Here is a 23,723-nt window from a genome sequence, read left to right on the forward strand (position 1 = left end):
CCTCTTTCATATCTCACTATTTCTATATCATAAATAAGATAGGTATTATTCATTACCTATTACTTTTATTACACTTTTCTTATACTTTTCTTATAGCAACCCGATAATTAATGGTGGCATTTTGGATGTAATTTACCGTGGGTACAGCCACATTTAAATACTGGGTCCATAACCGCCTGATCGTGAAAATCAATGACCCCTAGATCGGTGATGGCAAAATCCGGGATCGCGGTAATTTGTAAACAACACATATAAAATAGCGGATCTGGCAGATCACAACCAAGTTTACGAGCAAGCTGTAGTAGCTTTTCTTCTTCCGCGGCCATGGTATGGGGATCAAGATCAGACACAATGCCACAAATCGGTAATGATAAGAAGCCAACCACCTTTCCACCGTCAACGATAACTTGACCACCGCCATTTTCCGCAAGATAGTTGATTGCGATTGCCATATCGTCAGAATTAGTGCCGATACAAACCACATTATTATCGTCGGGTGCACATGAACTGGCCATTGCGCCTGATTTTAATTTCCAACCAGAACAAAAGCCAACTTTAGGCAGACAATCTGTTTTACCAAAACGTTCGATAACGGTTGCATAAATTACGTCATTATTGACGTCAGGTAGCACTATGCCATCTTTAACATTAAGTTCCACTTGACGGCCACGACGAACAAAGGGAATATCAAAATCAACATCTAATGACAACGCTTGTACTTTATTCTCCTTTGTATTAGTTTTTACTGTCATGTCATCAGCGGTAACTGGTTTTAGTTTCATACTTTGTAATAAAACATTGCTACGTTTTGGGGGCACAAAATTGTAAACAGTTTGGTTATTGTCAACAACTAATTGACCTTTAGCGATCACAGTATCAATTTCAAATTTAACCAGATCTTCCACCAGTAAAATATCAGCAAAACGCCCAGGTGATACTGAACCGACTAAGTGATCAATGCGATAGGCTTCGGCTGCGTTAATCGATCCCATTTGAATTGCTGTCAAAGGGTCAACGCCATTGGCAATTGCCATACGAATTAATTTATCCATATGTCCATTATTCACAATATCCGACGCAATGACATCATCAGTGCAAAAGCTAACACGACGTGATAAACGTGGGTTTAAATGAGTGATAACTTTAACATTCTCTTCAAGAAAATGAGAAATGGATGATTCACGAATGATCACATTCATACCTTTGCGAATTTTTTCCATCATTTCGGTATGATCATAACTTTCGTGGTCAAGGCGAACTCCCGCGCATAGAATTGAGTTTAACTTATGGCCTCGCGTCATCGGTGCACAGCCAAAAATAGGTAAACGGTTAATGCGTGCATACTCAATTGCTTTCATCACATCACTATGCTGGTTCTCAATAAATTCACTTACCGTTTCCCAAACGCCAAATACTTCAGGCCATTTCTGCACTTCAGCATGGGTTTTAGCGGTAACATTAAAGCCGACGTTGCTTTGGGGTAGCGTATAAGGTGTTAAAAATGGTAATCCCCAAAATACTTTAAGTGGCGTGTTATCAATCTCTTGTAAAATCTCTTGAATACCGTCAAGACCAGCGGTAACAATATACTGATCTAAACCAGAAATAATACTAGTTGTGCCATGAGGCAATACCGCTTTAGCGAAGCTGGTCATGGATAATTTACTGCACTCAATATGTAAGTGACCATCAATTAAGCCGGGTACAATGTATTTACCTTTTGCATCGATGGTTTTAGTTTTCGCGCCAACATAACCCGATACATCGCCCGTTGCAACGATGCGTGATTTATAAATCGCGACGTCAGCTTGGTATATTTCGGCTGAATTTACATTCACTAGCTGACCATTAGTAATCACTAAATCAGCGGGAATTTTAGCCGCGCCAGCGTCAATCATTTCACAGATATCTTCTTTATACATCGAAGTCATAATAGTGTGTCCTATTGTTTATAAACTAAATTTTTAAAGTAAAATATAGCGGGCTAGAAATAAGATAGCCATCACGATCGTACATGCGGTTAACTCTTTGAATTTGCCTGTAAAAACTTTCATTGATACGAAAGTAATAAAGCCCGTTGCAATCCCTTCTGTGATAGTAAAAGTAAATGGCATCATGATAGTACAGACAAATGCTGGTACTGATTCGGTTAAATCATCCCATTTAACTCTAGCTAAATCAGACGCCATCAAGACGCCAATATAAGTTAATGCACCTGTTGTTGCATAAAGTGGTACCATTTTTTCCAGCGGAGATAAAAAAATTGAGCATAAAAATAAGATCCCCACACCAACGGCCATCATACCTGTTCGACCACCAACAGCCACACCTGAAGCGCTTTCAACATAAGCGGTGACCGCGGAGGTTCCCATGGCAGCACCGAGTGCTGAGCTGGTACTATCGACATAAAGTGAACGTTGTTGATTAGGATAACGGCCATTTTCATCCGCGAGCCCTGCTTTATCGGTAACTGCAATAAATGTACCTGATGATTCAAATAAATTAATTAGCATCACTGAAATGATAATGCCGACCAATGATATTTCAAAAATATTCTGAAAGTTTAGTTGCCCGACAACCCCTGAAATATCAGGGGGAATACTGATTACACCATGGTATATAACGTTAGGATCGATTGCCCAACCAATTAGCGTCACAACAATAAATGAGATTAAAATCGATGAGTTCCAACCGCGTTGAGCCAGTATAACTACCAGTAAAAAACTTAGGCAGCCAAGCATAAATGGAATTGACGTCGGGTTACCTAATTTAACCATAGTATTAGGTTCAGCGACAATAATGCCAGCATTATGTAATCCAATTAACGTAATAAGTAAGCCACAACCACTGCTTACACCGATACGAATAGAAAAAGGAATATTGGCAATCATCCAATAACGGAGGCGAAAGACGGAGAGTAAAAATAGTCCTGCCGCTCCAAGGAAAATAAGGGTCATACCTGTTTGCCAAGTTAACCCCATAGAGCCGACAAGAACATAAGCAAAATAAGCATTGATCCCCATGCCTGGTGCTAGTGCAATCGGTAATTTTGCAATAATTCCCATTGCCATACAGGCAACACCGGTAATTAATGCGGTGGTTACAAATACGGCTTGTGAGTCCATGCCTGTGTCACCAAGAATCTTAGGATTAACAAAGATGATATAAACCATGGTAATAAAAGTGGTAAAGCTAGCAACAAGTTCAGTTTTTAAAGAGGTTTTTTTTTCCTGAAATTGAAAATAGCGATCTAAAAACGATCGATTCTTGATCGACGTCGAATAAATTGTCTTCACGGAAAAACTCCAGATGATTGGATTAGAAATAAGTGTTGATAACTGTAAAGAGGTTTACAAATCATTTAATCTAATTGAGGTAGCATATAGGCACTTTGGCGCGGCGTACGCTAATAATAGTCGCTATAGCGGGATGAATTATAGCAATAGATCCGAAATATATTCAACCGCAATTATAAAAAATAATTTATTTTTATAATTGTAAAGGCTAAATAAGAATTAATACTTATTATATCAAATAGTTAGCAAGCTAAGTATTGACAGTAATTATAAAGATCTTTCAACAGCGCCAATTTTTTTGGTTGGTGCTGGTACTGTAGTGCTAAGTTTTCAAGGGTCACTAAATAATGGTGAATGACTTCGCTATTTAGTTTATCTCGACAATGATCCTGCCACTGAATTTTTTCATTATCACTTAATTGTTCAGGGTAATTGCGCCCTTTATATCTAAAAAAAAGCGCTTTTAATCGATTATCATGAGGATTAATCGTTAACGAATTTAACTGATCAAGATCCGTTTCGCGGATTTGCTCCGCTAGCGATTTATCATGTTGATCAAAAAAACCTTGATAGATCAGTCCGTCAACATCAAGATCTGTTTTATAAGTCGGTTGCTCAGAGAAAACGAGTTGAATTTTTTGTTGAAGAAGCTCTCTAGCTGCAATAATTTTGCTTAATGCTTGCTGGCAATTAGCTAAATTTATTGATAGACGGTTAGCATTTTCTGACGATAATGTATTTACTGGTGCGATAACTGGGCATTTATTGATATGAATTAATTTTAGTGGAATACGAGATTCACCATCGGTTAAATCTTCATTTTTTGTATATAGTTGATCTTTTATTTGCTCTACATCTAATGATAGAAGCAGATCAATATCGCCAGCCAAATCACATACAATAACGGCATTATTTTGACTAGGATGCCATAAAATAGGTACAACCAATGTGGTGTTACCTCGGTGAGCGCCTAGCATACCAGATACATGAACTAATGGTGTCATGTTTACAATATCAATTAAATTTATAATATTATTTTTATTGCGCAGTTGGAAAAAATAGTCAAATAATTTAGGCTGTTGTTGCTTAATGAGTTTAGCCATCTCAATTGTTGCATAAACATCAGACATCGCATCATGAGCTTGTTGATGACTGATATTATTGGCGGTAGTTAAGTGTTCCAAACGAAAACTAGCATAACCATCTTTATTGGTGGGCCAATTAATACCTTCAGGGCGTAAAGCATAGCAGGCTCTAACAATATCTAATAGATCCCATCTTGAATTACCATTTTTCCAGCTATACGCATAAGGATCATAAAAATTACGATAAAAAATATTCCGTGAAACCTCATCATCAAAGCGAATATTATTGTAGCCAATAATACAAGTATTTGGCTGACTAAATGCTGCATGAATTTTTTGTGCAAATTCAGATTCGCATATGCCTCTTTTAATCGTTTCTTGTGGCGTAATTCCTGTAATAAGTACCGCTTCTGGATTAGGTAAGTAATCTGTTGCCTGCTTACAATAAATGATTAATGGCTCTTCAATGATATTTAGCTCGTGATCAGTTCGTATTCCCGCAAACTGAGCAGGGCGATCAAAAGCAGGATCTGTCCCGAACGTTTCATAATCATGAAAGTAAAAGCTAGGTTGTGTAATATCGCTCATAAATGTATTTAATTGGGCTTGTTTATTTGTATAAACCTTTATTTATAAGGTTTGTTTCACTATTTTTGCTTTAAGTTTTTTTGCTATTTTGTACACATTGAGTACATAATTAACTTTTAGATTGTGTACAGATTATAATTATGGTTCTTAGCGATACTAAATTAAGAACGATATCAAATAAACCATACTCAGGATCACCAGAAATAATAGATGGCGATGGATTAAGCGTTAGAATAACACAAAAAGGAACTATTGCGTTTCAATTTCGTTATGATGTAATAAACTAACTAGATTAAAACTTTTAATAAAAAGTCAGATTGTTGACAAACCTCGATATTATTCGGGGTTTATTTTTTTATTTTAGCCATAAATACGATTTTTAATTGAAATTTTATTAAATCCATTCAAAAGTGACCTAAAATAGAGCAATAAAAATAGCTTTAGCGCTATTTTCTTTATATTTTGTGCTGTTGCGGCTAACAAACACTGCATTTGCACCTTAGCAAGCCCTCTAAATCTCGCATAACGATGTCCATGATGTTGTTTGGCGTCAGCAAAACTTCGTTCGACGGTCTCTTTTCGTCTCGCATAAACTTTTTTACCCCATTTACTTAGACGAATATCATTCGCTTTTTCTTTATCGGCTTCCCAGATATGGCGAGTGATTATTTTCAAACTATTTTTACTTTGTGTACACTGTGATAATAACGGACACTGCTTGCAAACACATGCTTTAGAATGATAATGACGGTAACCTTCTCGACTTGTTGTTTTATAAATCAGTGATTGCCCATTGGGGCAGGTATAGGTATCGCGTTGACTATCATAAATAAACTGCCGTTTTCGTATGGCATTCGCGCCATGATTCGGCCTGCGATAACCGATTACGGGATATATCTGCTCAGCTAACAATAAATGGCAAATAGGGGCGGTAAAATACCCCGCATCAAGACCCACACCAACAGGCGCAAAGTTAAACCGAGTGACCTGCCGTTTGAGCCGAGCAAGATAAGGTTGAGAATCATGAACATTTCCCGCCGTAACATGCGTATCGGTAATTAGATTATGTTTACCATCAACCGTTCGGTGGTCAAGATAAAAGAACCCTTTAGGTTTGCCTTCCCGATGCATAAAACCGCTTTCTCGGTCGGTGGTGCTGATTTTAACGGCTTTATACCGTGTTTCCGTCCTTGGCGCTAAGGCTTTTTTCCATGTGTAGCCCGCTCTTCCTCAATCGCGTTATTTAACTCATTAATATATTGGCTCGGCTCTATAATACGCTTTTCATTACATGCTTTTCCCTTATTGGCACTGGCTTTAAGATGCGTGCTATCCGAATATAAGATACGGCCGCTAATTAAGCCTTTCGCGATAGCTTGCTCGACAATATTATCAAAAATCTGTTGATAAATGTCACTATCATTAAATCGACGTCGACGATTTTGGCTTAGGGTTGACGCGTCAATCACTTTTTCGGTTAATCCCATCCCCAAAAACCAACGATAAGCTAAGTTAACCTGTATTTCTTGCACCAATCGCCGCTCACTGGGAATGCCGAAAAGATAACCTAATAACATAATTTTGAATAATCTGACGGGATCTTCTGCCGGGCGTCCATTATCCTTACAATAAAGGGACGCCACTGCATCACGAATAAATTCGAAATCAATAATCTTAGCAATTTTACGGACAAGGTGGTTTTGAGGAACAAGGGCTTCGAGCGATATTTTTTCTATTTTTTCAGGGGTTGCTGGTGTCGGTTTTCTAAGCATCGGGACATACCTTTGATAGTTACACACCACACTATTAGATCAAAAAACTCGCTAAAATGAAGTGACCCCCAATAGTTGGACAACCAATTACTGGGGGTCTTTTTATGTCAAAATACAGTCGAAATTTAAAAATTAGCATTGCTAATGAATTCTTATCAGGAGTATCATCGGAAATACTTTCGAAAAAATATTCTATATGTTCTAGCCAAATAAGGTATTGGGGGCAAGTGGTCGCGATTCATAGTAATGACTCTTTTCAACCAACATCGCATTTACGTGATGCGCAAGCAAGATTACAAGCGCTGGAGTTAATGTGGGCAAATGACTGGTCTCTCAGGTACACGAGTGCCATGCTTAATTTAGTCTCGCCAGGGATTTTGTCAGCTTGGCTTAATAGATACCGTGAAAAAGGATTCGTCGAGCTTGCACATCAATCTAGAGGAAGACTATCCATGAAGCCATCACGTATTGCATCGACTCATTGTAATGATGAAAAAACAGTTGAAGAATTAAAAGAAGAGATAACTTATTTACAAGCGGAAAACGCTGTTCTAAAAAAGTTGGAGGAGCTAAGACAAACAAAACGTCAACAAACAAAGAAAAAACGTTAGTTGTTTTAGCACTTAAATCTCAACATCCTTTAAAGTATTTGCTGTCAGTAACACAGCTGGCAAAAAGTGTATTTTATTATCATGTTAACAGGTTGAAAGAGCCATCTCCTTATGAGAAGGAATTAAAGCGTATTGAAGCGATTTACCATGAACATAAAGGACGTTATGGTTATCGCCGTGTTCATTTAGCTTTAATGAATGAAGGGAGTCAGCTCAATCATAAAACAGTACAGCGATTAATGGGAGAGCTTAATCTTAAATCGACAGTAAGGGTCAAAAAGTATCGCTCTTATCGTGGTGAGATAGGTAAAGCAGCCCCCAATCATCTTAAAAGAAAATTTAACGTTTCAAAACCGAATAAAAAATGGGTAACCGATGTCACAGAATTTAAAGTAAGTGAACAGAAAATTTATCTATCGCCCATTATTGATTTATACAACCAAGAAGTGATTGCTTATAGTATAGCTAAAAATGCACGGTTGACTTTAGTCACCGATATGCTTAAAAAAGGACTGTCACGATTAAAAAACAAACAAAGGCTCTTACTACATAGTGACCAAGGCTGGCAATATAGAAATCCCATTTATCAGAAGCAACTCGCTGATAATGGTATAAAGCAAAGTATGTCGAGAAAAGGAAATTGCTTAGATAATGCTGTTGCTGAAAACTTTTTTGGACTATTAAAATCAGAAATGTATCATGGGCAACATTTTAAAGATGCCGATGAATTGATTGAAAAAATAGAAGAATATATAGAATACTACAACACGAAACGGATTAAAGTTAAATTAAACGGCCTGACTCCGGTAGAATACCGAAACCAGGCCTTACGAGCTACTTAACCAAAGTGTCCAACTATTGGGGGTCACTTCAAAAAAGCGAGTTCTTTGTCAACAATCTGAAGCCTACTAAGTAGGCTTTAGCTAATTAATGTGACGGATAGTTGTAAAAAATGCTTCACAACAATTGGTATTACACCGTTAAATAGCATTGGTTTTAACCGTTAATAACGTTCACTAATCTATCTGATAGACTATTAAATACATTTACAAACATGTGAGAAACAACCCCGTCAGGTGCAAAAATAACCAATATGACGGCGGAGGAGGCTGCTGCCAGAATTGCATACTCAATAGCAGTAACGCCAGTTTCATTTTTTACAAATTTACGAATGAAATTACTTAATTTCATTTTTACTCCCTTCAATAATAATTGCTTAATTTTCTTTACGTAACTTAACGATTTAAAGTCATTAAGTCATAATTGATATTATATATAAAGCAAATTATTTCAATGGGTTATAGGTTATCAATAAATTGTTATTAGTCGTTAAACTTTATCAATGCGGATTATTGCTATAGATAATCTATTTTGTATAATTTAATTTTTTATTATTAAATTCATTTAGTTATAATTTTTCTATACAATAAATTACTAGTTTGGTTTTAGGATTTTACTTATTTATAAAATGATTTTGTATAAAATATTAAAATTAAATATTATATCTATTTGATAAATAAGTTGATTCTAATCAAAATAAATAAATCTCTATCATATAAGTTATAAATTATAAGCTACTCAATTACGATTTTTGTCTCTAAAATTCAATACATAAATCAAGTGCAAGAAATTGCATATCCAACACAAAATTATTAACTATCCAGCGAAAGTGACCAGCATAGTGTTCTTTGGTGCAGATTTAATTGATCTAAGACAATATTATCTAAAATTATTGAAATATATTAATAATATTTGCTTAACTTAATAATTAATATATAATTTTCGCGGATACATTGAATAGGAAATTGTAGTGTTTAAGAAATTATTTTTTATATTAATATTTGTTTTTATTTTGAATGGGTGTGAGAAGGGGAATGAAGTTACCGCTGATTATTTGGTTGGTAACTGGGTTTGTACTGAAACTTTGAACGATGTTGCTTACTACGATGGCGATAAGCTAGGCGAATTTGAGAATAATACGCAAGAAAGAAAACATGCTATATCTTATGCAAAAGATGGTGATATGATAACGCTTATTAATCTTGATGATAACGGCAGTAACTCAATCATTTTTAACTTCAAAGTTAAGCAGGAAGGTGAATTTAAGGCGTTTGATGGAACGGCCGGAAGTGATCACCGTAAAATGGAAGTTAAACCTCGACATGAATACGTTTTTATGGCAGATAATGAGCATAAGTCTATATCAGGATTAACTTTCCGTGATGCGTTATCACAAAAAAATATGATAGAGTCACATTACGAAGAAGTATGTAAAAGGGCTTCTAGCTAATGTACATCGAGCCTACAAAAATTGTCAAACCACTTTCGAGTGGTTTTTTTACGTTTAAATTATTTGACGCAATAAAGCGCAAGTGATTTTATAGATATGGCGTAAGCAGTTTTATAATTTATTTAACATTAGTTAATCGACCAAGTTGTTAAGTGCTGTCAAGATTAACTAGCGGTAACATACCATTTATTGCCTTAATACGGTTGGAGATATTCCAATAATAAATAATAATGCTATGATATGATTAATTTTTTTATTAGGGGAAACGTTATGAAGTGTAATTTATGTTTGGTTTCTGTACAGCATTTATCTAAGGCAACCATCGCTTTTTTTGTAGGGTTTTTCTGTTTATTAGTCGGTTATGACAATATTATTGATTTCAATACTAACTATCAATTTGTCAATAGTGTTTTATCTATGGACAAAATGGAGCCTTTTTTTTCAGATAATCCCACTCTAGAAGCCAGAGCGATTGTCAATCCTACATTTCATTTATTTGCTTATTGGGTGATTATTATTGGTGAGCTTTTTACTGGTTTAATTTGTATGAGTGCTTCACTCTATATGTTTGCTTCAATTAATAAACCTCGATTTGTTACAGGGCAAGTTATTTATTTAGTCGGTGCAACATTTGCCGTTTTATTATGGTATTTTGGTTTTGCTGTAATAGGCGGGGAATATTTTTCAATGTGGGCAAATAAAATGAATGGGCAAATGAAAGCGTACACATTTTCGATGTTCATTTTAATTACCGCAATTTATGTTTATATGCCTGAACTAAAGAAAATAGCAAAAAATGATTTACCAAATGGCTAGTCTATTAAGTAAAGCTATAGCAAAAATAAAAAAACTCGCATTAAACGAGTTTTTTTAAATACTTTATTTGCTACCGTACTCTTTAATAATTTCTTCTGCTGTTTTGCCACCTAACTTCGATTTTAATAACTGAAGAAGTTTCTCCTCGTCATTATTTGAATCTAAGCTAGCAACAAAAGCAACTTTTACTATTGATTGTTGAAATACATTTCTTTCTTGGCTATCTAACTTTTCAGACATCTCTTTTATTGACTGTTGCATAGCCGATTTAGATGAAAAATCAATAGTCTTACCTGAATCACCACAACCAACTAAAACAAAGCTAACAACGAGTACTGCAAGTAATTTCTTAAACATTTACCACTCCAGAGTAAATTTTCATTATGCAAAATTGATTTTTACATTAAAACTGCCTATTTTGCAATTATTTTACATGATTTATATAAATATTTTTTACTGATAAAATAAATAACATAAACTAAAAACAACAAAATTTTTTATTTGGATTACCCAGAATGTCATATTAATTGATACTTCTACTACTTCAGTAAACTAATATAAATTTCAACGCGACCATCTGGATAATATTTTTCAAAATCAACATCATAAGCTCGTATAATTTTATGGTCTTGCTCTAAGGCCCAGATATGCTGCCATGTTTGGTAAATTTTATCTTCATGATTGCTATTTACTTCAAAAACTGCATAACTATCAATAGGATTTGGATTAATTATTGCAGAAAAATGCTTTATTGGATGATCTACTGCAATCGATAAGGTATAGTCTCCGCGATAATCATTTTGGTAGTGATGATAAATACCATAGACGCAACCGCTATTATCGGTGAGTTTAGCTTGGGCATCTTGCCACAGGGCTTTAATTTTATTAATCATATTTTCATCAGTAAAATTATTAGTGACAACCGAATTTACAGCAAAAAACATAATATTCTCCAATAAAATAAATAGTTAATTATTATGGCATAGCCATAGTTGATTACCTTTTAGTAAATTGTGTGATTCATCTTTACAATTTAATGTCTATTACGGTAATTAACTGACCAAAATTGCCTAATTTGCCAATTGCCAGAATGAAGCAATCAACTTTTCATTAAGGCGCCGTTTTTGAGCGCAGATCCCAATATCAAAAGGTTCAATTAAACTTGAAGACCATTCAATCACTCGTTCACGTATTCTTTCTGGACTATTTTCCATTACAACTTTAGGTAATAAAGCGACACCACAACCTAATGCCACCATTGATACAATCGCTTCATGTCCTGCTACCGTTGCATAAATTTTAGGCGATTGTATCTTATTTTGTTTAAACCATTGATCGGTGCGATGACGGCTTGGTCCGTGCTCTGGTAAAATAAATGGAATATTACGCCAATCAGGCTGTTTTTTATGTAATTTATCACTAAATGCGCTTCGCAAGCGAGGAATTAATAGCACCATTTCTATTTCCCCCAATTTGGCAAAATCAACACTTAACGGTAGTTGTTTCGGGTGACCAGCAATCGCTAAATCCGCTTCATTTGATTGTATTTTACTCACAGCATCAGCCGCGTCGCCAGTAGTAAGCTTGATTTCCACTAATGGATACAGCACTCTAAATTTATCTAAAATATCAGGCAAATGGCTATATGCCGCGGTGACGGAACAAAAAATACTAAGCTCTCCCGTTAATTGTTGATTTGAATGATTCAAATTTTGTTGTAATTGCTGGTAACTGAGTAACATTTGTTTGGCAAATAACTTTAGCTGTTGACCTGCATCGGTAATTTGTACCGACCTGTTATCACGAATAAATAGTTGTTGGCCTATACTCTCCTCTAAGCGTTGAATTATCCTTGATAGAGTTGAAGGGGTAATATGCATCATTTTAGCCGTTAAACCAAAATGGTTACTTTCACATAGGTTTAAAAATATTTTTAAATCACGAATTTCCATGTTATTAGCTTAGTTATGTTGCAATATTTGCAATGTATTATTCTGAATATATCAATTTTAGCAATAAAAAAAATAAAGTATAGTAGAACTACATTAATCAGTTGATTAACTCAGCAATATTCAATTTTTATTTTAAGGAAAAAAAATGTCAAATTATTTTAATACATTAAGCTGGCGCGAAAAGTTGGCACAATTAGGTAAATGCCGTTTTATGGAACGTAACGAGTTTGCACAAGAAGCTGATTTTTTAAAAGGTAAAAAAATTGTGATAGTTGGTTGTGGTGCGCAAGGATTAAATCAAGGTCTTAATATGCGTGACTCAGGGCTTGATATTTCTTATGCGCTACGTAAAGAAGCGATTGCTGAAAAACGTGCATCATGGAAAAAAGCGACAGAGAATGGCTTCAAAGTCGGTTCATATGAAGAGTTAATTCCAACCGCAGATCTCGTTATAAATTTGACACCAGATAAACAACATTCTGCAGTTGTAAAAGCCGTTCAACCATTGATGAAACAAGGTGCGGCATTTGGATATTCGCATGGTTTTAATATTGTTGAAGTCGGTGAGCAGATTAGACCTGATATCACAGTTATCATGGTGGCACCAAAATGTCCAGGAACAGAAGTTCGTGAGGAATATAAACGTGGCTTTGGTGTGCCAACACTTATTGCTGTTCACCCAGCTAATGACCCTAAAGGTGAAGGTCTTGCTATTGCAAAAGCCTGGGCTGCGGCAACGGGTGGTCACCGCGCTGGTGTATTAGAATCTTCATTTGTTGCTGAAGTTAAATCTGACTTAATGGGTGAGCAGACAATCCTATGCGGTATGTTACAGACGGGTTCACTATTATGTTTTGATAAATTAGTTGCAGAGGGAGTTGATCCTGCTTATGCTTGCAAATTATTGCAATTTGGTTGGGAAACGATCACCGAAGCGTTAAAGCAAGGTGGTATCACCTTAATGATGGATCGTTTATCCAATCCAGCTAAATTACGTGCTAACGTTTTAGCTGAAGAGTTAAAAGTATTAATGTCTGATCTCTATCGTAAACATATGGATGATATTATTTCAGGTCACTTTTCTGCAACGATGATGGCTGATTGGAATAATGATGATGCTAATTTATTAAAATGGCGCAAAGAGACAGGTGATACTGGTTTTGAAAAAGCAGCAGAGTACCACGGTAAGATCGATGAACAAACTTATTTTGATCAAGGTGTTGTTATGGTTGCAATGGTGAAAGCAGGTGTGGAGCTCGCCTTTGAAGCAATGGTTGAAGCGGGCATTCTTGAAGAGTCAGCCTATTATGAATCATTACATGAGTTACCATTAATTGCCAACACCATTGCACGTAAACGCTTGTATGAAATGAATGTGGTTATTTCAGATACGGCAGAGTATGGTAATTATCTATTTTCCAATGTTGCCGTACCACTATTAAGTGAAAAGTTTATGCCACTATTACAAACAGGTGATTTAGGTAAAGCGATCCCAGAAGGTAGCGTAGACAATTCACAATTACGTGATGTTAATGAAGCTATTCGTAATCACCCAATTGAAAAAATTGGTCATAAACTTCGTAGTTATATGAAAGATATGAAAAAAATTAACGTTGCAGGCTAAAAATAGAGCCATTGTCGTTAATGCCAATAAAATAATTAAAAGAGCCTAATACGCTCTTTTTTATTATTGCTAAACAGCCATGAAGCGATGGGTAAAGCCCATTTAATTATCATCGATAGCCAATCAATTTTATTGACATAAGATTTCGATCTAATCGATCACTGCACAGCTATTCACCAAATTTTCTATTCATATATAGATCCCTTTTTATATTTATTTAGCAAAGATTTTACTTACCAATAAAAATGCTACTTTTTTATACTCAATTATAGACTGAGTATTTCGGGTTGCGTGTTGTAGCAAGACGTCAATTAATATTTTCATTTATAAAAAAGAGATTTTATTTAATCGATTATTGAAGATCTTTCATTATTTAAAAATGATCCTAAAAATTAAATTTAGATCTATTTTTAATTTTATTATATTTTTTAGATCTAATATTAATTCTTTTAAAAATTAGATGATTATAAAAAAATAATTTACTAAATTTATTTATTTTTTTTTTTTAAATGTTATATTAATTATTAGACACAACAGTGTTAAAGGACAGTAGTATGAAAAATAAAATAACGATTAGACCAAGTGATAATTGGCGCTGGTATTTTGATAGTCAATATGATTGCTTGATGTTAGAAATCGCGAGTGATATGGTTTTTCGTTCCCGTTATCCCGCAAAAATGTTAACGCCTGATGCATTTAATTCCTGCCAATTTTCGGTTGATGATGCCAGCGCGTATTATCAATTTTATGAAAACTGTTCAGAGCTTAATTTGAGTGAGCCGCAAAAAGTTGAATTAGTCTTAAATGCTATTGTTGCGACTAATTTTTTAAAGCCACAAATGCCAAAAAGTTGGTATTTTATTCAACAACCCATACTATTCACCCCGACTTTCGCTGAAGTGGTTGAAGCTCAGACCCAAGACAGTGGGCAACGAATTAACCTTTTAGTCGTTGAAACGGGAAGCTGTGCATCAGTCTGCTTAATTGCACAAGATGACATTAAAATGGTTGGAAAAACATTTAATATGACTGATATTGTCAAAGTAATGAATGACCGCTTAGTATCAAAAAATAGCACCTTAGTCGAAGGTGAACATGATAATGACGATGAAAGCGAATCAGTAGTTAATCTATTTCATAAAGCGTGTTCCTAATCTTATTTTCAATAAAAATGATTCCATTATAATCAGTATCGATTATTCAACGGGTTATACCGTTTATGTTATACTCACCCCAACTATCTATATAATTCCTGCAATGTAATCTATTTTTTAAATTAAAAATGGGAAATTGAAATTAAATGAAAAACTATATTAGTTTTAATGATAATGGTATTTTCTTGATTACAGCGATCATCAATTCAGCTATTTGCTATAGCTTATTTGGTTTAGTCGGTCTAACATTCGGAATTCTTACTGTCTTGTTTGCAAATATTGTTTATCAAGCTAAAGATGATAGCGGTAATATTTTTTATATGGCTTTTTTATTAACACTGATTATTATTGGTGGCGCAATTGGCTTTATTTTAAAATTATCGGTCCCTTTTTACTTATTTCTATTTTTATTTTCATGTTTTTATTATGTTAGTTTTAACAAAGATGCGTACATTGATCGTATCATTCCCTTTTTTGTGATTTTTTCTTGTATGGGTACAACATTGCCTGCCGTAAGTATAGAGTTGCCTCTCGCTTATTTGACTGGTGTTATCGTTAGTTTATCAATCTTAACTATACTTAAGCATAAAAAATATGATAGCGATGCGTTTAAAAATGGCCTATTTGCTAAAGGTTTATATTCCAGTTCTAATCGACTTGGATTACGAGCCTTTATCTATAGCTTATTTTTATTTCTTAGTTTAGCAATACCGGATTATTTAGATTTGTACCGAGCATATTGGGCCCCTCTAACATTTATTGTATTACTTCGTCCGAAAGAAGTTGAAATTATAAAAAAGACCTTATCTCGTTTTCTAGGTAGTTTTTTGGGCGCATTATTTATCTTTTTAATGTTTCATTTTGTACTGTTTAAAAGCACGTATTTTGATATCGCACTCTTGCTTTTTATTATTTTTTTATTACCCACTTTTTTGAAATTAAATTATGCAGTTAAAACTTTTGCTATAACTATTTTTATTCTACTCCTGCTGGAAGAAGCAGAGTTTTGGCATGACCCAACTTATTTATTACCATACTCGCGAGTCTATGAAACCTTAATTGGCGGGGGAGTTGCGATTTGTGCTAGTTTGACTTTAAACTTAGTCCGAAAGTGAATGAGTCTATCACGCTTTACGTACGAATTTTAATTTGATCTGCTTAGTTTTAGGAATGCAGCTGCATGCCAAGATACGATTGTTTCGCCTAATAGCTGATTGCGTCATCGGCGTCACGTCACCTTCGGTGAGGATCATTTGGCAACGACCACAAACGCCAGTACGGCAAGAGTAGGGGAGATTAATACCATTTTGTTCTAGCTGTTCAAGAAGAGGTTGTTGATTATTTCCGACAAAGGATGTTGATTCTACTATAATTATGCAGGGTTTTGCTTGGCTAATATCGTCTAATGGAAATGATTTGATATAATTTTTAGCGGTTTGTCGCTGCAGTACCTCAACAGGATCATTGATTGATACCTTACCGCTATTGCGGGCGATCATATTGATGCCAAAATCAATTTCACCTTGTTCGTCTAATCTAAAATAACGCAAAGTTTTAAGTGGCTCATTATCAGCAAAAAATTGATGATTACTTAGATCAACGCGAGTCATCACACATCGAGCACAAGGTTTGACCAAATCAAAAATAATGTCGCCAATTTTTATTGTTTTCCATCCATCTTCAGCAAACGGCAGTGCTCCATCGATAATAATATTCCCACGAAATTGTTCAATAGCTAGTTTTTGTGGGCATTGCTGTTGTAAGTAATTAAATGAAGCTTGATTGATAAGTAAAAATGGGTAGCCGTCAGCAAACGCGAGTGGAGTATTAGGGTAACGCTTCACCGTTCGGTCGCTTTGTTTACCAATCCAACGTAGTTGCACATCTTTTTGTAAAAATTCGCTTAGAAAACGGTTAACATTAATTGATGCAATATAGGCAGTAAAGTGACATCCCCAGACTTCAGTTGGTTCACTCGTTGCTGAAAAATCAGCATAATTGACTTGCACCTTTTTTTTCTGATTGTCGCTAATTAAAATCCCATCATTATTTATGGTGACATTTAATTGTAAGAGTTGTGGAGCTTCACGCGCAGTAACAAATGAACCATCGGGCTCACTTACCATAAAAATACGGTCATACTTAAGCCCTGCTAAAAGCACATCACTCTCTTTTAATGCAATGCTTTGCATGGACTTAACAGGATGAATATAGAGTTGATTTACAAAAATCATGATGCCCACAAAAGACTAAATTAAACCGCTATTATAGATCGAATTAATAGTAAGATACATCAACAATGTTAAGGTTTAAGCGAAGTCGTTTTATTTGTTGCGTTATTATTGTATGGCGACAAATTGATATGGTTTTATATCTTTTTTGATTAAGTCATAGACATGACATTTATTTTAGTGTAAATTACCTGCATCTCATAGAAGACTCCTCTCTATTTATCCACATAGTTGAATATTTTAGTGCTCAGCATCAGTGGAAAATATAATGTTATTAGTAAATAATCTCAGCGTTTATTGTGCTTTTTCTTACATTAAAGAGATGACATGCAAAATTATTCAGTGTGCTTATTCGTATATTATTGATTAGCACGTACATAAACAAAAATAAACTATACATACCAACATCATCCTCAAGAACTTATTAAATTATGAATCTAACTGAACTGAAAACAAAATCTGTATCTGAGCTTATCGCGCTCGGTGAAAAAACGATGGGTCTGGAAAATTTAGCTCGTCTACGTAAACAAGATATTATTTTTGCAATTTTAAAACAACATGCGAAAAGTGGTGAAGACATTTTTGGCGATGGTGTATTAGAGATTTTGCAAGATGGCTTTGGCTTTTTGCGCTCGGCAGATAGCTCTTATTTAGCTGGTCCTGATGATATTTATGTCTCGCCAAGCCAAATTAGACGATTTAATTTAAGAACAGGTGATACGATATCAGGCAAGATAAGGCCACCCAAAGAAGGTGAACGTTATTTTGCTTTACTAAAAGTTAATGAAGTTAACCATGATAAACCTGAAGATGCCCGCAATAAAATTCTCTTTGAAAACTTAACCCCTTTACATGCTAATTCAAGACTTCGAATGGAACGAGGTAACGGCTCTACTGAAGATTTAACCACTCGAGTATTAGATTTAGCCTCACCAATAGGTAAAGGTCAACGTGGTTTAATCGTTGCACCGCCTAAAGCCGGTAAGACGATGTTGCTACAAAATATAGCGCAAAGCTTAGCAACTAACTATCCTGAATGTGAGTTGATGGTATTACTAATTGATGAACGTCCAGAAGAAGTTACTGAAATGCAGCGTTTGGTTAAAGGTGAAGTTATTGCTTCAACATTTGATGAACCTGCGGCTCGTCATGTACAAGTGGCTGAAATGGTGATTGAACGCGCTAAGCGTTTAGTTGAACATAAAAAAGATGTGATTATTTTGCTGGATTCAATCACGCGTTTAGCTCGTGCTTACAACACTGTGGTGCCTGCTTCGGGTAAAATCTTAACGGGTGGGGTTGATGCTAATGCACTACACCGACCAAAACGCTTCTTTGGGGCAGCGCGTAATGTTGAAGAAGGCGGCAGTCTAACTATTATTGCAACAGCATTAGTTGATACTGGTTCAAAAATGGATGAAGTCATTTACGAAGAGTTTAAAGGTACCGGTAATATGGAACTGCAACTTTCACGTAAAATTGCCGAACGCCGCGTATTCCCTGCGATCGATTTTAACCGTTCTGGTACACGTAAAGAAGAGCTCATGACATCCCCTGACGAATTACAAAAAATGTGGATTTTACGTAAAATTCTTAATCCAATGGGTGAGATTGATGCGATGGAGTTCTTAATTGATAAATTATCAATGACCAAAACCAATGAAGAGTTCTTTGATATGATGAAGCGTTCATAAACATGGTTAATTAAAAACGCATTAATCTTCTAATGAATTGATTGTTAAGAATAAAGAAAAGCTGCTCAAATTAAGCAGCTTTTTTTATTTGTTTAAATATGGTTTAATAACCAAGTTAGTTTATCAACTATTGGCTATATTGGGCTAAAAGGAAGAGGTTTAAAATGTCTAAACAAGAAATTGGTGTCATTGGCATGGCTGTTATGGGGCGTAATTTAGCATTAAATATCGAAAGTAGAGGTTATACCGTTTCGATTTATAATCGTTCTAAAGATAAAACCACTGAAGTGATGACTGAACATCCGGATAAAAAATTAGTACCTTATTATACTTTACAAGATTTTGTTGATTCGCTTGAAAAACCTCGTCGGGTTTTAATTATGGTGCAAGCAGGTAAAGGTACTGATGCGGTTATTGATGAGCTTCGACCTTTATTGGACAAAGGTGATATTATTATTGATGGTGGTAATGCGTATTTTGAAGATACTATTCGTCGTAATAAAGCGCTATCTGATGCTGGATTTAATTTTATTGGCACAGGTGTGTCTGGCGGTGAAGAAGGGGCATTAAAAGGACCTTCAATTATGCCAGGAGGCCAAAAAGAAGCCTATCAATTAGTTGCCCCGATTTTAGAGAAAATTGCAGCTAAAGTAAATGGCGAATCATGTGTTGCCTATATTGGTCCTAATGGTGCCGGGCATTACGTTAAAATGGCACATAACGGCATTGAATATGGTGATATGCAACTTATTGCTGAAAGCTACTCATTATTAAAACATGCTGTAGGACTCTCTAATGATGAACTCGCCAATGTCTTTACTCAATGGAATGAGGGTGAACTTAACAGTTATCTTATTGAAATTACTGCTGATATTTTTAAATACAAAGAGCCATCAGGGCAGCATTTAGTTGATGTAATTTTAGATGCTGCGGGTAATAAAGGCACAGGTAAGTGGACCAGCCAAAGTGCATTAGATTTAGGTGAACCATTATCATTAATTACTGAATCAGTTTTTGCGCGTTATTTATCGGCAATTAAAGATCAGCGTGTTGCTGCCTCAAAAGTTCTCAGCGGGCCTAAAGCTAAAGTGGAAGGTGACAAAACGGCGCTAATTGAAAAAATCCGTAAAGCACTTTACATGGGTAAAATCATCTCTTATGCACAAGGTTTTGCTCAATTAAAAGCCGCTTCTGAGCATTATAGCTGGGATCTGAATTACGGTGAAATTGCTAAGATTTTCAGAGCGGGTTGTATTATTCGTGCTCAATTCTTACAAAAAATTACTGATGCGTATGCAGATAACCAACATATCGATAACTTACTATTAACGCCATACTTTAAGACAACCGTTGAAGCTTATCAGCAATCATTGCGTGATGTTGTTTCACTGGCAGTTCAAAATGGTATTGCGGTGCCAACATTATCAGCAGCTATTGCCTATTACGATAGCTACCGCAGTGCTGTCTTGCCAGCTAATTTGATTCAGGCTCAGCGTGATTACTTTGGCGCACATACTTATAAGCGTACTGACAAAGAAGGTGTATTCCATACAGATTGGATGGGTATTGAAGGTAAAAAATAATTAATATTTTTATGCGAAAAGGCGGTAATTTGAAGTGACCCCATAAAGTTGGACACTTTGGTTAAGTAGCTCGTAAGGCCTGGTTTCGGTATTCTACCGGAGTCAGGCCGTTTAATTTAACTTTAATCCGTTTCGTGTTGTAGTATTCTATATATTCTTCTATTTTTTCAATCAATTCATCGGCATCTTTAAAATGTTGCCCATGATACATTTCTGATTTTAATAGTCCAAAAAAGTTTTCAGCAACAGCATTATCTAAGCAATTTCCTTTTCTCGACATACTTTGCTTTATACCATTATCAGCGAGTTGCTTCTGATAAATGGGATTTCTATATTGCCAGCCTTGGTCACTATGTAGTAAGAGCCTTTGTTTGTTTTTTAATCGTGACAGTCCTTTTTTAAGCATATCGGTGACTAAAGTCAACCGTGCATTTTTAGCTATACTATAAGCAATCACTTCTTGGTTGTATAAATCAATAATGGGCGATAGATAAATTTTCTGTTCACTTACTTTAAATTCTGTGACATCGGTTACCCATTTTTTATTCGGTTTTGAAACGTTAAATTTTCTTTTAAGATGATTGGGGGCTGCTTTACCTATCTCACCACGATAAGAGCGATACTTTTTGACCCTTACTGTCGATTTAAGATTAAGCTCTCCCATTAATCGCTGTACTGTTTTATGATTGAGCTGACTCCCTTCATTCATTAAAGCTAAATGAACACGGCGATAACCATAACGTCCTTTATGTTCATGGTAAATCGCTTCAATACGCTTTAATTCCTTCTCATAAGGAGATGGCTCTTTCAACCTGTTAACATGATAATAAAATACACTTTTTGCCAGCTGTGTTACTGACAGCAAATACTTTAAAGGATGTTGAGATTTAAGTGCTAAAACAACTAACGTTTTTTCTTTGTTTGTTGACGTTTTGTTTGTCTTAGCTCCTCCAACTTTTTTAGAACAGCGTTTTCCGCTTGTAAATAAGTTATCTCTTCTTTTAATTCTTCAACTGTTTTTTCATCATTACAATGAGTCGATGCAATACGTGATGGCTTCATGGATAGTCTTCCTCTAGATTGATGTGCAAGCTCGACGAATCCTTTTTCACGGTATCTATTAAGCCAAGCTGACAAAATCCCTGGCGAGACTAAATTAAGCATGGCACTCGTGTACCTGAGAGACCAGTCATTTGCCCACATTAACTCCAGCGCTTGTAATCTTGCTTGCGCATCACGTAAATGCGATGTTGGTTGAAAAGAGTCATTACTATGAATCGCGACCACTTGCCCCCAATACCTTATTTGGCTAGAACATATAGAATATTTTTTCGAAAGTATTTCCGATGATACTCCTGATAAGAATTCATTAGCAATGCTAATTTTTAAATTTCGACTGTATTTTGACATAAAAAGACCCCCAGTAATTGGTTGTCCAACTATTGGGGGTCACTTCAAATTACCGCCTTTTTTATACTAAAGATTAGCGTTATAACTAGTAATAAAGAACATGGTGGCTAATTTAGCCAAATAGTGTTTCTAGCCACTGTATTCCAAAAGCGCCCGGTGCAAGCATCGCAAATGCCCAGACGGGGGCTGATGTGATATTGCCAATATTAAACTTTAACGTTGGCATATGCATTGCGCCAGCAATTAATGGCACGACTGCTCGTAATGGTCCAAAAAACCGTCCAACAAATACACCAGTTACACCATAACGATGAAAAAATTGCTCAGCGCGATAAACGGTTTTAGGGTGTTTATTTAGCGGCCACGAAGAAATGATGTTTTGATGGTAGTGTTTACCTAGCCAAAAAGAGACCCAATCGCCCATAATCGCGCCTGCTGAGGCGGCTAAAAATGTTGGCATAAATGGAATTAAATCGGCACCGATTAGCGCGCCACAAGCAAGCAACATTGCCGTTGCAGGAATAAGCAGTGACACGATAGCTAACGATTCACCAAACGCTAATAAAAAGATAATTGGGATCGCCCAGACTTGATGAGCCTTAATAAAATCCATAATTATCTGGGTAATTTCTTGTATCGACATCATTATACTCACTGAGAGATTTTATTGCATAATTTGAATCATCTATTTTACAATAAGCAGGCTAGAACACATAAAAGAATGTTTCAATAATTTATCAAACAAAGGCTAATCTTATGGTTGACGTTATCAAAACAATTGCCGTGAATAAATTTAATGCAGCAACCATTGCATCGCTTCAGACTGATATGATTGCAATTGAAATGCCTGTTGCGCTGATTTACAACGGTATTTCGCACGTGGTGATGATGGCGACGCCTAAGGATTTAGACTACTTTGCGATTGGTTTTTCATTAACCGAAGGTATCATCCAATCCCCTAATGAAATCTATGGTATTGAAATTCAAACATCACCAAAAGGTATTGAGGTCCATATTGAATTATCTTCACGTCGTTTTATGGCACTAAAAGAAAAGCGTCGTAACCTAACGGGACGAACAGGCTGTGGCATTTGTGGTACCGAACAAATTGATGAAGTGTGCAAGCTATTACCTCAGCTCCCCTTACTAGCACATATTTCTCTAGTTGATTTTACTGATAGTCTAAAATACCTTAAACAAGTACAAATCGTTGGCGAGCAAACCGGCTGCACCCATGCTGCAGTTTGGCTGAGTTTAAGCGGGGAATTTATTGCTGGTTTTGAAGACGTCGGTCGTCATGTGGCGCTTGATAAACTATTAGGTTATCGTGCCAAACAAACCAATCAACAAGGTATCATTCTAGTCTCAAGTCGAGCTAGTTACGAAATGGTCCAAAAAGTCGCCAGTTGTGGCATTGAAATTTTACTGGCAGTATCGGCCGCAACCTCAATGGCCGTCGATATGGCACAACAATGTAACCTAACCTTGGTTGGTTTTTTTCGTGGTGAAAAGGGCGTGATTTATAACGCTAAAGAGCGATTAAATGGTTAAAGCGATTTTTTCGTTATTATTTTGTTTAACGTATCATTATAATAAAAATTCGCTAAAGCATGAATA

22 protein-coding genes are annotated in these 23,723 nt (G+C 35.6%); 10 read left to right on the plus strand and 12 right to left on the minus strand.

Going from position 1 to position 23,723, the window contains the following annotated elements; genetic code table 11:
* Window positions 1-107: 107 nt before the first annotated feature.
* The 4 genes from RHO12_00495 to RHO12_00510 form a co-directional block, all read right to left on the minus strand.
* Window positions 108-1,931, minus strand: coding sequence for an adenine deaminase C-terminal domain-containing protein (locus RHO12_00495; GenBank protein WVD66268.1), 1,824 nt, complete (start codon window positions 1,929-1,931; stop codon window positions 108-110).
* A 33-nt stretch (window positions 1,932-1,964) separates the two neighbouring features.
* The gene (locus RHO12_00500) at window positions 1,965-3,296 is read right to left on the minus strand and encodes an NCS2 family permease (GenBank protein WVD66269.1); all 1,332 of its coding nucleotides are present in this window, start codon (window positions 3,294-3,296) and stop codon (window positions 1,965-1,967) included.
* Between the two features lie 242 nt (window positions 3,297-3,538).
* The gene (gene sbcB / locus RHO12_00505) at window positions 3,539-4,969 is read right to left on the minus strand and encodes an exodeoxyribonuclease I (protein WVD66270.1); all 1,431 of its coding nucleotides are present in this window, start codon (window positions 4,967-4,969) and stop codon (window positions 3,539-3,541) included.
* Window positions 4,970-5,329: 360 nt separating this feature from the next.
* Window positions 5,330-6,741 (minus strand): IS1182 family transposase gene (locus RHO12_00510; protein WVD66271.1). Its coding sequence is split into 2 segments (ribosomal slippage): window positions 5,330-6,168 and window positions 6,168-6,741, totalling 1,413 coding nucleotides; the frame shifts between segments, so codons are not numbered across the junction.
* A 104-nt stretch (window positions 6,742-6,845) separates the two neighbouring features.
* On the opposite strand from RHO12_00510, the gene RHO12_00515 reads away from it, so the two are divergent.
* Together RHO12_00515 and RHO12_00520 are read left to right on the plus strand one after the other, a co-directional pair.
* Entirely contained in the window at window positions 6,846-7,352 is a 507-nt protein-coding gene (locus RHO12_00515) for a helix-turn-helix domain-containing protein (protein ID WVD66272.1), read from the plus strand.
* Window positions 7,250-8,194, plus strand: a complete 945-nt coding sequence (locus RHO12_00520; protein ID WVD67411.1) for an IS3 family transposase — start codon at window positions 7,250-7,252, stop codon at window positions 8,192-8,194. Before RHO12_00515 ends, RHO12_00520 begins: the two co-directional genes overlap by 103 nt.
* Window positions 8,195-8,348: 154 nt before the next feature.
* On the opposite strand, the gene RHO12_00525 is transcribed toward RHO12_00520, so the two are convergent.
* Window positions 8,349-8,543, minus strand: coding sequence for a Flp family type IVb pilin (locus RHO12_00525; GenBank protein ID WVD66273.1), 195 nt, complete (start codon window positions 8,541-8,543; stop codon window positions 8,349-8,351).
* A 661-nt stretch (window positions 8,544-9,204) separates the two neighbouring features.
* Here RHO12_00525 and RHO12_00530 point away from each other — a divergent pair.
* Both RHO12_00530 and RHO12_00535 read left to right on the plus strand, forming a co-directional pair.
* The gene (locus RHO12_00530) at window positions 9,205-9,642 is read left to right on the plus strand and encodes a hypothetical protein (GenBank protein ID WVD66274.1); all 438 of its coding nucleotides are present in this window, start codon (window positions 9,205-9,207) and stop codon (window positions 9,640-9,642) included.
* Between the two features lie 270 nt (window positions 9,643-9,912).
* On the plus strand, window positions 9,913-10,458 hold the full coding sequence (locus tag RHO12_00535; GenBank protein ID WVD66275.1) for a DUF2165 domain-containing protein: 546 nt from the start codon (window positions 9,913-9,915) through the stop codon (window positions 10,456-10,458).
* A gap of 63 nt (window positions 10,459-10,521) precedes the next feature.
* Here RHO12_00535 and RHO12_00540 read toward each other — a convergent pair whose 3' ends face one another.
* The 3 genes from RHO12_00540 to ilvY form a co-directional block, all read right to left on the minus strand.
* Entirely contained in the window at window positions 10,522-10,815 is a 294-nt protein-coding gene (locus tag RHO12_00540; GenBank protein ID WVD66276.1) for a hypothetical protein, read from the minus strand.
* Window positions 10,816-10,997: 182 nt separating this feature from the next.
* Complete coding sequence (locus RHO12_00545) at window positions 10,998-11,402, minus strand: effector binding domain-containing protein (GenBank protein WVD66277.1); 405 nt, start codon at window positions 11,400-11,402, stop codon at window positions 10,998-11,000.
* Window positions 11,403-11,528: 126 nt separating this feature from the next.
* Window positions 11,529-12,410, minus strand: coding sequence for an HTH-type transcriptional activator IlvY (gene ilvY / locus RHO12_00550; protein ID WVD66278.1), 882 nt, complete (start codon window positions 12,408-12,410; stop codon window positions 11,529-11,531).
* A gap of 145 nt (window positions 12,411-12,555) precedes the next feature.
* Between ilvY and ilvC the strand changes: the two genes are divergently transcribed.
* From ilvC to RHO12_00565, 3 genes are all read left to right on the plus strand, one after another.
* Entirely contained in the window at window positions 12,556-14,034 is a 1,479-nt protein-coding gene (gene ilvC, locus RHO12_00555) for a ketol-acid reductoisomerase (protein WVD66279.1), read from the plus strand.
* A gap of 554 nt (window positions 14,035-14,588) precedes the next feature.
* Entirely contained in the window at window positions 14,589-15,188 is a 600-nt protein-coding gene (locus RHO12_00560) for a cell division protein ZapC (GenBank protein ID WVD66280.1), read from the plus strand.
* A gap of 146 nt (window positions 15,189-15,334) precedes the next feature.
* Window positions 15,335-16,303, plus strand: a complete 969-nt coding sequence (locus tag RHO12_00565; protein ID WVD66281.1) for an FUSC family protein — start codon at window positions 15,335-15,337, stop codon at window positions 16,301-16,303.
* Window positions 16,304-16,312: 9 nt separating this feature from the next.
* Here the strand turns inward: RHO12_00565 and RHO12_00570 are convergent, their stop codons facing one another.
* Window positions 16,313-17,422, minus strand: coding sequence for a YcbX family protein (locus RHO12_00570; GenBank protein ID WVD66282.1), 1,110 nt, complete (start codon window positions 17,420-17,422; stop codon window positions 16,313-16,315).
* A gap of 428 nt (window positions 17,423-17,850) precedes the next feature.
* On the opposite strand from RHO12_00570, the gene rho reads away from it, so the two are divergent.
* Together rho and gndA are read left to right on the plus strand one after the other, a co-directional pair.
* The gene (gene rho, locus RHO12_00575; protein WVD66283.1) at window positions 17,851-19,113 is read left to right on the plus strand and encodes a transcription termination factor Rho; all 1,263 of its coding nucleotides are present in this window, start codon (window positions 17,851-17,853) and stop codon (window positions 19,111-19,113) included.
* 164 nt (window positions 19,114-19,277) lie between these two features.
* On the plus strand, window positions 19,278-20,696 hold the full coding sequence (gndA, locus tag RHO12_00580) for an NADP-dependent phosphogluconate dehydrogenase (GenBank protein WVD66284.1): 1,419 nt from the start codon (window positions 19,278-19,280) through the stop codon (window positions 20,694-20,696).
* Window positions 20,697-20,757: 61 nt separating this feature from the next.
* Here gndA and RHO12_00585 read toward each other — a convergent pair whose 3' ends face one another.
* The 3 genes from RHO12_00585 to RHO12_00595 form a co-directional block, all read right to left on the minus strand.
* The gene (locus RHO12_00585; GenBank protein WVD67412.1) at window positions 20,758-21,702 is read right to left on the minus strand and encodes an IS3 family transposase; all 945 of its coding nucleotides are present in this window, start codon (window positions 21,700-21,702) and stop codon (window positions 20,758-20,760) included.
* The gene (locus tag RHO12_00590; protein WVD66285.1) at window positions 21,600-22,106 is read right to left on the minus strand and encodes a helix-turn-helix domain-containing protein; all 507 of its coding nucleotides are present in this window, start codon (window positions 22,104-22,106) and stop codon (window positions 21,600-21,602) included. Before RHO12_00590 ends, RHO12_00585 begins: the two co-directional genes overlap by 103 nt.
* A 112-nt stretch (window positions 22,107-22,218) precedes the next feature.
* Window positions 22,219-22,752 (minus strand): DedA family protein, encoded by a 534-nt coding sequence (locus RHO12_00595; GenBank protein WVD66286.1) that lies wholly within the window; start codon window positions 22,750-22,752, stop codon window positions 22,219-22,221.
* Window positions 22,753-22,862: 110 nt separating this feature from the next.
* On the opposite strand from RHO12_00595, the gene fdhD reads away from it, so the two are divergent.
* Window positions 22,863-23,657, plus strand: a complete 795-nt coding sequence (gene fdhD / locus RHO12_00600) for a formate dehydrogenase accessory sulfurtransferase FdhD (protein ID WVD66287.1) — start codon at window positions 22,863-22,865, stop codon at window positions 23,655-23,657.
* The last annotated feature ends 66 nt before the right edge of the window (window positions 23,658-23,723 follow it).

This window comes from Orbaceae bacterium lpD02, assembly GCA_036251875.1.
GTDB lineage: Bacteria > Pseudomonadota > Gammaproteobacteria > Enterobacterales > Orbaceae > Orbus > Orbus sturtevantii.

What these genes read in the sequence shown, in the direction of transcription:
- gndA (WVD66284.1), top strand. Translation starts at nt 19,278, where the DNA reads ATGTCTAAACAAGAAATTGGTGTCATTGGCATGGCTGTTATGGGGCGT.
- ilvY (WVD66278.1), bottom strand. Translation starts at nt 12,410, where the DNA reads ATGGAAATTCGTGATTTAAAAATATTTTTAAACCTATGTGAAAGTAAC.
- RHO12_00495 (WVD66268.1), bottom strand. Translation starts at nt 1,931, where the DNA reads ATGACTTCGATGTATAAAGAAGATATCTGTGAAATGATTGACGCTGGC.
- RHO12_00590 (WVD66285.1), bottom strand. Translation starts at nt 22,106, where the DNA reads ATGTCAAAATACAGTCGAAATTTAAAAATTAGCATTGCTAATGAATTC.
- rho (WVD66283.1), top strand. Translation starts at nt 17,851, where the DNA reads ATGAATCTAACTGAACTGAAAACAAAATCTGTATCTGAGCTTATCGCG.
- RHO12_00515 (WVD66272.1), top strand. Translation starts at nt 6,846, where the DNA reads ATGTCAAAATACAGTCGAAATTTAAAAATTAGCATTGCTAATGAATTC.
- RHO12_00525 (WVD66273.1), bottom strand. Translation starts at nt 8,543, where the DNA reads ATGAAATTAAGTAATTTCATTCGTAAATTTGTAAAAAATGAAACTGGC.
- RHO12_00560 (WVD66280.1), top strand. Translation starts at nt 14,589, where the DNA reads ATGAAAAATAAAATAACGATTAGACCAAGTGATAATTGGCGCTGGTAT.
- RHO12_00535 (WVD66275.1), top strand. Translation starts at nt 9,913, where the DNA reads ATGAAGTGTAATTTATGTTTGGTTTCTGTACAGCATTTATCTAAGGCA.
- ilvC (WVD66279.1), top strand. Translation starts at nt 12,556, where the DNA reads ATGTCAAATTATTTTAATACATTAAGCTGGCGCGAAAAGTTGGCACAA.
- RHO12_00570 (WVD66282.1), bottom strand. Translation starts at nt 17,422, where the DNA reads ATGATTTTTGTAAATCAACTCTATATTCATCCTGTTAAGTCCATGCAA.
- fdhD (WVD66287.1), top strand. Translation starts at nt 22,863, where the DNA reads ATGGTTGACGTTATCAAAACAATTGCCGTGAATAAATTTAATGCAGCA.
- RHO12_00545 (WVD66277.1), bottom strand. Translation starts at nt 11,402, where the DNA reads ATGTTTTTTGCTGTAAATTCGGTTGTCACTAATAATTTTACTGATGAA.
- RHO12_00595 (WVD66286.1), bottom strand. Translation starts at nt 22,752, where the DNA reads ATGATGTCGATACAAGAAATTACCCAGATAATTATGGATTTTATTAAG.
- RHO12_00565 (WVD66281.1), top strand. Translation starts at nt 15,335, where the DNA reads ATGAAAAACTATATTAGTTTTAATGATAATGGTATTTTCTTGATTACA.
- RHO12_00540 (WVD66276.1), bottom strand. Translation starts at nt 10,815, where the DNA reads ATGTTTAAGAAATTACTTGCAGTACTCGTTGTTAGCTTTGTTTTAGTT.
- sbcB (WVD66270.1), bottom strand. Translation starts at nt 4,969, where the DNA reads ATGAGCGATATTACACAACCTAGCTTTTACTTTCATGATTATGAAACG.